Source organism: Streptomyces nanshensis (genome assembly GCF_001751255.1).
Taxonomy (GTDB): domain Bacteria; phylum Actinomycetota; class Actinomycetes; order Streptomycetales; family Streptomycetaceae; genus Streptomyces; species Streptomyces nanshensis_A.
In genome coordinates this window covers 1-1240 of sequence record NZ_LJGW01000320.1, presented here as the reverse complement: position 1 = coordinate 1240, position 1240 = coordinate 1, and the positions used below count along the sequence as shown (strand labels likewise).

The window sequence follows — 1240 nt, the reverse complement described above, 5'->3', positions numbered from 1 at the left end:
CAGCAGCCCCAGCCCCTCGACCGTGCCGGCGCCCGACTCGACCTCGTCCTCGATCCGTTCGCCGAGCATCTGGAAGCCGCCGCAGATGCCCAGCACCGGACGGCCCTCCGCCGCGCGGCGCCGCACCGCCTCCGCCAGGCCCCGTTCGCGCAGCCAGCGCAGCGCCCGCACCGTGCCGCGGGTGCCGGGCAGCACCACCAGATCGGCGTCGGCCAGCTCCTCGGGGCGGTCGGTGAAGCGGACGGCGACGCCGGGCTCGGCGGCCAGCGCGTCGACGTCGGTGAAGTTCGACATCAGCGGCACCGGCACAACCGCCGTACGCAGCACGTCCGTTCCGTGCGGGGGCGCCGTCACCGACTCGCGCACGGCGGCGCGCAGCGACAGCCGCAGCCCGTCCTCCTCGTCGATGCCCAGACCGTCACGGAAGGGCAGCACGCCCAGCACCGGGCGGCCCGTCAGCCCGTGGAGCATCTCCAGGCCCGGTTCCAGCAGCGACACGTCGCCGCGGAACTTGTTGACGAGATAGCCCGCCAGCAGCTCCTGGTCGCGCTCCGCCAGCAGCGCCGTCGTACCGAAGAACGAGGCGAAGACGCCCCCGCGGTCGATGTCGCCCACCACGACGACCGGCAGCCGTGCCGCCCGGGCCAGGCCCATGTTGACGATGTCGGTGCGCCGCAGATTGATCTCCGCCGGGCTGCCCGCGCCCTCGCAGATCACCGCGTCGTGCGTACGGCGCAGCTCGGCGAGGCAGTCGGCGACCGTGCCGAGCAACCGTTCCTGCCGCCCGGAGTGGTAGCCGCTCGCGCTCATCTCGCCCACCGGCCGCCCCAGCAGCACCACTTGGCTGCGGCTCTCGCCGCCGGGCTTGAGCAGCACCGGGTTCATCAGCGCCGTCGGCTCGGTGCGCGCGGCGGCGGCCTGCATGGCCTGGGCCCGGCCGATCTCGGCGCCGTCCAGCGTCACATACGAGTTCAGCGACATGTTCTGCGCCTTGAACGGCGCGACCTTCAGACCCTTGCGCGCCAGCCAGCGGCAGATCCCGGCGGTGACCACGCTCTTGCCCGCGTCGGAGGTCGTCCCCGCGACGAGCAGCCCGCCGCCCGTTCCCTCAGCCCTCACCCGGGCCCCCTCTCCCCGCGCTCGCCGCGCTCCCGGCCCGGTGCGCTCGCCGCGCCCCGCGGTACGTACGCAGCAGCGCCCCGGCCGCCGTCGTCACCGCCAGCGCCAGCGTGCCCACCCG

General features: G+C 74.8%; 1 pseudogene (cut by a window edge). It reads right to left on the bottom strand.

Annotated features, from left to right (window positions below):
* Nucleotides 1-1119, bottom strand: a pseudogene (locus AN218_RS18835) (cobyric acid synthase) (it extends 557 nt beyond the left edge of the window).
* Nucleotides 1120-1240 lie beyond the last annotated feature (121 nt).